Source organism: Loigolactobacillus bifermentans DSM 20003 (assembly GCF_001434575.1).
Lineage (GTDB): Bacteria > Bacillota > Bacilli > Lactobacillales > Lactobacillaceae > Loigolactobacillus > Loigolactobacillus bifermentans.
In genome coordinates this window covers 21,009-27,926 of sequence record NZ_AZDA01000015.1, presented here as the reverse complement: position 1 = coordinate 27,926, position 6,918 = coordinate 21,009, and the positions used below count along the sequence as shown (strand labels likewise).

The following is a 6,918-nucleotide window of genomic DNA, read 5'->3' as shown; positions in this document are numbered from 1 at the left end:
GGCATAGGACAAAAAAGTCTCTATTTAAATTGTCTATTTTATTGACAGGGGACCAGGGCAATTACTGTAATAGTGCCAACTGTCTGTTTCTTTGTCATAACTGATAATTGTTTCTTGCTCATCGTTCGGCGCCATTATGTTAGCCATTCCTTTCTGTTAGGCCGTTTGGTCACTATTGCCACGTGAATAAATGGTTTCGCTAACTGATAAATCCAATCCGTACCGGTCTTTTAGTTTCATGAGCTGAACAGTGTCATCTAAAACACTTTCCCGATCTCGCTTCATTTCCGGCGTCATGTTCCTTTTAGCAAGCATTTTGGGAAATCCATATTGATTAGATACTGATTTGTTAGCAATAATGTTGGCCTTAACGTAATCAATCTTGCTGGGGTGCTTAAGGCCTTGTTGTAATCTGGCCATTGCTTCTTTTTGATGCTTTGTATCGAACATTTCAAAGGCCTGATAAGCTTTTAAGCCCACGGATTTACGCAATTCTCTAATGATTGAGTGTACCCAGCGTTTAAACTGTTTTGCTTGTGGCATTTTTGAGTTAAATACCAAGTCATAAATACCAAGTTCATCAATGACAATCAATTCTTGCTTTCCACCAGGGGTGTCCAAAACAGACCCCCCTTTGTTTTCATCATCAACATGATCTCTAATTGCTTTTGTTGGATTAACATACTCAAGGGTTAACGCTACGTCTTTACCAACCGCCATCCATTCGCCATTCACTTCAACAAAACGGATATTGTGGCCATTCCAGTGTTGAATTTCCATTCGCTTAGTCCTCCTCTTTTGTCGTTTCTTAGTATTTCTTAGTAAAACGAGCAAAAAAAATATCATCAATTGTGATATTAGGAAAAATAGCAACAACTAGGCCCTTAAACTTAGCTTTTTCGTCATCTGTAAAATGAACATTACCCGATTCTTTAGCGTAATATGATTGCTTAGAAATTCCTAATTCTTTTGCCATTTGTGACTGATTAAAACCTAGCATAACTCGATAGCCCTTCACGATGTTCAAATTTGTTTTCAATATATTCACCTTATTTCTTAGTATTTCACAGTACAATTAAAACACCACGTTTAAAAAAAGGCAACCTTTTCTTTATTTTTCTTTGCAACAATTGTAGAATGTATTCAAGAAAAGAGGTGCGTTAATTTGGCCACCAAAGAAGATGCTCAGGCTGTTGGCGCTCGAATTAGAGCTATTCGAAATAATTTAGGTTTAACTATGTCTGAATTTGCGGCAATGATAGACAGTACTGCAAAAAGCGGAACTGTAAGTAACTGGGAAAATGGGAAAAATGCTCCTAATTTAAGAAGATTAAAAAGAATTGCGGAACTTGGCGGCGTGGATACAAATTTTCTTTTAAATGGTCTATCTATTAAACAGAAGCGTAAAGCGCGAAATGCTGCGGTGCACGATAAAAAATTAAGTCCTAAAGAAGAAGCGGCACTCATTATTGAAGTTAACGCTGTGGTGCGTAAGGCCGATGAGCTCACCGATGAGCATAAACTTATTGATAGCACTCTTGAAGAAGGAGCTAGGGAATTGCCTTTTGATTTAGTGATGATTCTTGCATCACTTATAAGGCTATATAATAATCCTAATTTTAAAGCGGACGGTAAGGCCACAATGCTAGCTCTCACCGGTTCTTTGGATGGGACTCTAAAAGGAAAATATTCTGATAAACAGATTGACAAATATATAAATGAATTAATACCGGAATTGAAATCACTTTACCGACAAGGGAAGCCGTCAAACCATTCCGCCAATGACAGCAACAAATAGTTTCCCCCGAAATTGGGGAAAAGTCCCTGCACTTCAAACAATGAAGTATCAACTGGCGGCGGAATTTTCGGCTACGAAAAAATAGTCTGATTGCCATACGCGTGAGGATGACAGGAAGTCCTGCTTTGGGACGCTTGTGAAAACAGGTTAACCGCCACATGTATGGGGATGATGCCGGTAAATAGGCTTATCACAAAAATGTGCGAAACCTATCAGCTACAATGCGTTATTTAGTCACCGGCCGCCTTAGCAATGTTAATTAGTGGGATGCTTAGGCTGGCCTGGTATAAATACTAGGGCAACCTGTAACGGTCTCCTGGCTACGCTAGTTAACAGACTGACAGCGACAACAGCGCATCCCTAAGAGAGCACGACAAATAGGGGATGCTAACATTTCTCACCCCTTTAACGAACCCGAAATTTTCGGTTCAGTGATCAAGTATCAATCTGATGCCCCAATAATGGGGAACGAGAACGAGTAAACTGAGTATCAATTTGCTACCCTGTTAATGATTACTCTAATTGCGTATTCGTTAGGCAATTCGCTAAAAGTGAAACGGCTATGACCAAGATAAAAATTTTAGCCTGGTTAGTATTTCTAACCTCGTTAGCTACCTCGGAAATTCCGTTGTACCTAGCCAAACTAAAAACATTAGCCTGTCTAACCGTTTACCATGTCAGCTAATGGAACGAGGGGACAAATAGTCACCTCGTCTAACAGCATCCGAAATTCAGATCTCGTTGTAAGTCGAAAATTTCGACCTGCAATTGCAAGTACGAAATTCCGATTTACAAATAACCACCTGACAAATAGTCAACTGGCTAGCGAGTGACAAATAGTCACCTGCAACCAAGTGAACATTATTCACCTGGTCGAACGTTTTATTCTGTCAGCTTTTCGCCGAAATTGGCGTAAACAAAAAGACCGCCTAAGCGATCTAATAGACCTGAAACCATAACGCCGTGGTCGTTCTGAACGACCTTAACGCATGTAATCGGATTACTTATTCCTAAGTTCATTTGACCAACTTAGAACATATCTTTTCAAAAGATACGTTTGCGGCTATGTCAATTGCTTATGCTGCTGTCAAACAGATTGATAGCAAAAACAGGTTCATCAAAAGGACTTGTTTCTAAGTGGGCCTGACCCATTTAGTACCTCGTTATCCTTCAAAAGGATAGCGAACGCAACAATGAGAGCAACACCGTTCAATAGCTGTATTGCTTGCCACATATGGGCCCAACAAGTCGTTTGATTTAACGAGTACAACAATGAACACAACGGATTCAATACATATAGCATCATCTCAAATACATAGCTTGCCCCGTCAAGGTCGCTAAGTTTGAGGAGTGTTATATATGGCAAAAATAACGAGTTATCAGCGGCCAAAGGATGGCAAAACTGAATGGAAGATTGTTGGGTATCTTGGTTACGACAAAGTTTTAAGCAAGCAAGTCAACATAAAGAAAAAGGGCTTCTCGACTAAGCGAGCGGCCCAAATTTACTACAACCGTCTTGTGAATGATATTGAAGAAAATGGATTCAGACACGATTCACTGGAAACGTTTGGCGGTATTTATAAGCTTTGGCTGAAGACCTACAAGACAACAGTCAAAGAGTCTAGTTATACGAAACTGGTTCAAAAGTTTAACAATCATATTTTACCAGCTTTTGGCAATCAGCGGATTGATAAAATCACAGTTAGTGATGTGCAGCAGTTTGCTAACCATATGTGGGAAATCAATAAAGGCTACAAAGAGTATGTGTCCAACGTGTCACGGATTTTCAAGTTTGCCATTAAGCAAGACTTAGTTACTGCTAACCCAGTTGAAAAAATCACACTGCCGCGTCCTAAAAAGGATTTACGGCGCAAGTCTATCAAGTATTTCACGCAAGACCAGCTTAAGACGTTCTTAGATGACGCTCAAGCGAATGAAGTACCGTTGATCTATACATTTTTCTATCTGCTGGCAAAGTCTGGTTGTCGTCAAGGTGAACTGCTAGGCTTGCAATGGGATTGCGTCGACTTTGAAGCTAAGACGCTGACCATCAGGCAAACACTAGCTAAGGGCATCAATGAGCATTTATATCTGGAGGAACCTAAGACGGTTAACTCTAACCGTGTAATTCCATTATCTGATGAAACTGGCAAGATATTACAGCATTGGCGGATTAAACAGCACAAAGAGTTATTCAAATTAGGTATTTCAACTTTTAGCGCTGATCAATTGGTGTTCAGCAATATTGACAATGACTTCATTCGGCTAACACATCCCAGATTGTGGATGCAACGCATTTGTAAACGGACTAAGCTACCGGTATTAAGCCCGCACGCTATCCGCCACACGTTTGCCACAATTCTAATTAGTCAGGGGATGAACTTCAAAACGGTGTCCATGTTATTGGGTCATGCGTCCGTTGCGTTCACATTAGATGTCTATGCTGGTATTTATCAAGGCGATAAACTGAAATCTATTCAGCTACTTGATAAAGCACTAGGATAATCAAAAAATCAGATTCTAAACTGGTTTCTAAACCTTTTCATAGAAACACTGCTATATCAACGTTTATAAGCGCAAAAGAAAACATTCGAGCTTCCCAAGCTCGCGTCGCGGGTCCGATTCCCGTCACCCGCTTAATCGATGCAAATAGAAGCAATTAAAAAATAGGAATCTCGTTAAATCAACGTTTAACGAGGTTCCTATTTTTTATAGTCATTAACTTTCTCAAAGTGTGTGCACACTTTTGGCACACTTTTGGCACACTGTTTTAATTCATTTTTTAAATTTGGAAACCGTGAATTAATCGCCATTAGATTAAACGGGTTGCGATGTTTGATGAATCATTTAGCTTTAATGGTTGTTACAAATATCAGACTATTTTACGTTTGCTAGGGGGCCTGACGGATGATGATTCTGGATGGTTTTTGTGACGATAGGTCATCTGCAGGGATACACGTCAAAGCGCATTTGTCAATTCACCCCCAGCTTACAATATTGTTAGGTCTAAGCGATGGTATTTTAGGAGGGCTTCTAGTAAAGTTAGTGTCATAAGTCAGACAAGAAGGTAGGGAACATCGATGAAAAAAATCGTGGGGATCATTGTTGCTGTTTTAGTCGTTGTGATCGGTATTTCAGGGGTGCGGTATTACAATAGTACTTATCGCGCCACAGAAGCGTATGCTGTTGTGCCACAAACGATTCCGGCTAAGACGCAAACAAAAGATAGTAATGGTAAAGCAGTTGCTGGTGATTCAAGCTATCAGTATCAATTGAGTTTTGTAAAGGTCAATGGGCAACGTCAAACCATGAGTTTCTCAGTATCTGGCTCTGATCCAACGCCGTTACAACCTGGCAGCTATATTAAGGCGAAAATCAGCCAAAAACGGGTGGTTTCTGGGCCAAATACAGTGAGTCAAGCAGATGTACCCGCAAAGGTCTTGGCTAAATTAAAATAAGTAAGTTCAAAGTCGCTGAAAGGCGGCTTTTTTTGGAGGCATGATGAAACGGATGGTACAAACACAAGGCGCTGACATTGGGTTGATTATCATTGGCAATGTGGTGATGAGTTGGGCCTATGCCTGTTTAATGGTTCCCAATCGGGTCATTAATGGTGGTGTGACCAGTCTCGCCTTAATTTTAAGTCATGATTTACCTTGGCCGTTGGTCTGGCTAAACAATGGGTTGTTAGTAGTCTTATTAAGCTTAGTAGCGCTCTTTTTAGGGCGCATGCTGTTCTTGAAATCTTTATTAAGTAGTGTGGTTTTTTCAATGAGCTTTACGTTAAGCTATCAATATTTACCACATTTTACCGGGCATCCGCTAGTGGCGTTATTGTTGGCCAGTGTGCTGGTTGCGTTTGGCTATTATGCTTGTCTAAGTTCGCACAGCTCTACGGTTGGCGTGGATGTCATTGCATTGATCTTGAAAAAATATTAGCCGCAGTTAAACTTAAGTCATTTGATCCGTAGTTTGAATCTGGTTATTTTGGCCTGGGGATTAGTGGCCTATGGGGTTTGGTCGATTGCTTGGGGAATTTTATTTGCATTTTACTACACACAACTTTTAAACTGGATGTTAGTACATTGGTCGAAAGTGAGGGCATAACATGCAACAAATAACAGCAGATTTGGTCCAGCAAGTGATTCAGCCGCGGCCAACTGAGAGTCATAAAGGGACATTTGGTCGGGTGATGGTGATCGGGGGTAATCAGCAGTTTGGTGGTGCAGCCATCATGAGTGCCACTGCAGCCGTTTATGGTGGCGCTGGTTTAGTCACTTGTGCAACGGATTTGTTTAACGCAACAAGTTTACACGCACAGTTACCGGAGGCCATGGTGTTGGCTGCAACTGATAAGGCGCAAATGGCAACATTATTGCCTAAAATGGATGTGATCGTGGTGGGACCTGGCTTAGGCACCGATACTTGGGGTCAAACGGTGTTGCAACAAGTATTTCAGCAGGTTCAACCCCAGCAGGTGGTGATTATTGATGGGTCAGCGATTGATTTGGTTGCTAGTCAGGGGCTGACGTTGCCTCAGGCGCAGCTGGTGTTGACACCGCATCAAATGGAATGGCAACGGCTTAGTGGCATCGCCATCGCTGACCAACAAGTCGCCTGTAATTTGGCGGTTCAACAGCAGTTGCAAGCAACGTTGGTTTTAAAAAGTGCGCGCACCCAGGTTTATTTGCCGAATGGAACGGTCTGGGAAAATACAGTAGGTACGCCAGCCATGGCCACAGGGGGCATGGGGGATACGTTAACCGGGGTTTTGGCCGCTTTTGCCGCCCAATTTAAACCATTGGATCAGGCCATTTTAGCAGGCGTCTATACTCATAGTGCGATTGCCAGTGAATTGGCACAACAGCAGTACGTGGTTTTACCCACTCAAATTGCCCGGCAATTGCCATTTTTCATGCAAGAACAGGCTCGGCGAGGTTGACAAAAGCGCCTAAAATCAGGTACTATGTGGCAAGTAATGCAATTTCCAATGAGAAAGAATAACCTTCGGCGGTTTAATGCCAGCGAGTCTAGATTTGGTGAGAGCTAGATATTGAAGCCTAAGCGACGCACTTTTGAGGAATAACTGAATATTAAGTGGATCAAGTATCAATAAGAGT

7 protein-coding genes are annotated in these 6,918 nt (G+C 41.5%); 5 read left to right on the top strand and 2 right to left on the bottom strand.

What is annotated here, in order from left to right; translation table 11 throughout:
- Positions 1-156: 156 nt before the first annotated feature.
- Together FC07_RS02930 and FC07_RS02925 are read right to left on the bottom strand one after the other, a co-directional pair.
- Positions 157-780 carry a BRO-N domain-containing protein gene (locus FC07_RS02930; RefSeq protein ID WP_057903627.1) on the bottom strand — a complete coding sequence of 208 codons (624 nt, stop codon included), beginning with the start codon at positions 778-780 and terminating at the stop codon, positions 157-159.
- A 28-nt stretch (positions 781-808) separates the two neighbouring features.
- Positions 809-1,039 carry a helix-turn-helix transcriptional regulator gene (locus FC07_RS02925; RefSeq protein WP_235807444.1) on the bottom strand — a complete coding sequence of 77 codons (231 nt, stop codon included), beginning with the start codon at positions 1,037-1,039 and terminating at the stop codon, positions 809-811.
- Positions 1,040-1,165: 126 nt separating this feature from the next.
- Between FC07_RS02925 and FC07_RS15545 the strand changes: the two genes are divergently transcribed.
- From FC07_RS15545 to FC07_RS02900, 5 genes are all read left to right on the top strand, one after another.
- Positions 1,166-1,798 (top strand): helix-turn-helix domain-containing protein, encoded by a 633-nt coding sequence (locus FC07_RS15545; protein ID WP_235807443.1) that lies wholly within the window; start codon positions 1,166-1,168, stop codon positions 1,796-1,798.
- A gap of 1,359 nt (positions 1,799-3,157) precedes the next feature.
- On the top strand, positions 3,158-4,303 hold the full coding sequence (locus FC07_RS02915) for a tyrosine-type recombinase/integrase (protein WP_057903625.1): 1,146 nt from the start codon (positions 3,158-3,160) through the stop codon (positions 4,301-4,303).
- A 575-nt stretch (positions 4,304-4,878) separates the two neighbouring features.
- Entirely contained in the window at positions 4,879-5,256 is a 378-nt protein-coding gene (locus FC07_RS02910) for a YxeA family protein (RefSeq protein WP_057903624.1), read from the top strand.
- 52 nt (positions 5,257-5,308) lie between these two features.
- A complete protein-coding gene (locus FC07_RS02905; RefSeq protein WP_162255861.1) occupies positions 5,309-5,737 on the top strand; it encodes a YitT family protein in 429 nt (142 codons plus the stop codon).
- 169 nt (positions 5,738-5,906) lie between these two features.
- A complete protein-coding gene (locus tag FC07_RS02900) occupies positions 5,907-6,740 on the top strand; it encodes an NAD(P)H-hydrate dehydratase (RefSeq protein ID WP_057903622.1) in 834 nt (277 codons plus the stop codon).
- Positions 6,741-6,918 lie beyond the last annotated feature (178 nt).

Excerpts from the sequence above, each read along its gene's own strand:
- FC07_RS02930 (WP_057903627.1), bottom strand. The coding sequence starts at position 780 with ATGGAAATTCAACACTGGAATGGCCACAATATCCGTTTTGTTGAAGTG.
- FC07_RS02915 (WP_057903625.1), top strand. The coding sequence starts at position 3,158 with ATGGCAAAAATAACGAGTTATCAGCGGCCAAAGGATGGCAAAACTGAA.
- FC07_RS02910 (WP_057903624.1), top strand. The coding sequence starts at position 4,879 with ATGAAAAAAATCGTGGGGATCATTGTTGCTGTTTTAGTCGTTGTGATC.
- FC07_RS02905 (WP_162255861.1), top strand. The coding sequence starts at position 5,309 with ATGGTACAAACACAAGGCGCTGACATTGGGTTGATTATCATTGGCAAT.
- FC07_RS02900 (WP_057903622.1), top strand. The coding sequence starts at position 5,907 with ATGCAACAAATAACAGCAGATTTGGTCCAGCAAGTGATTCAGCCGCGG.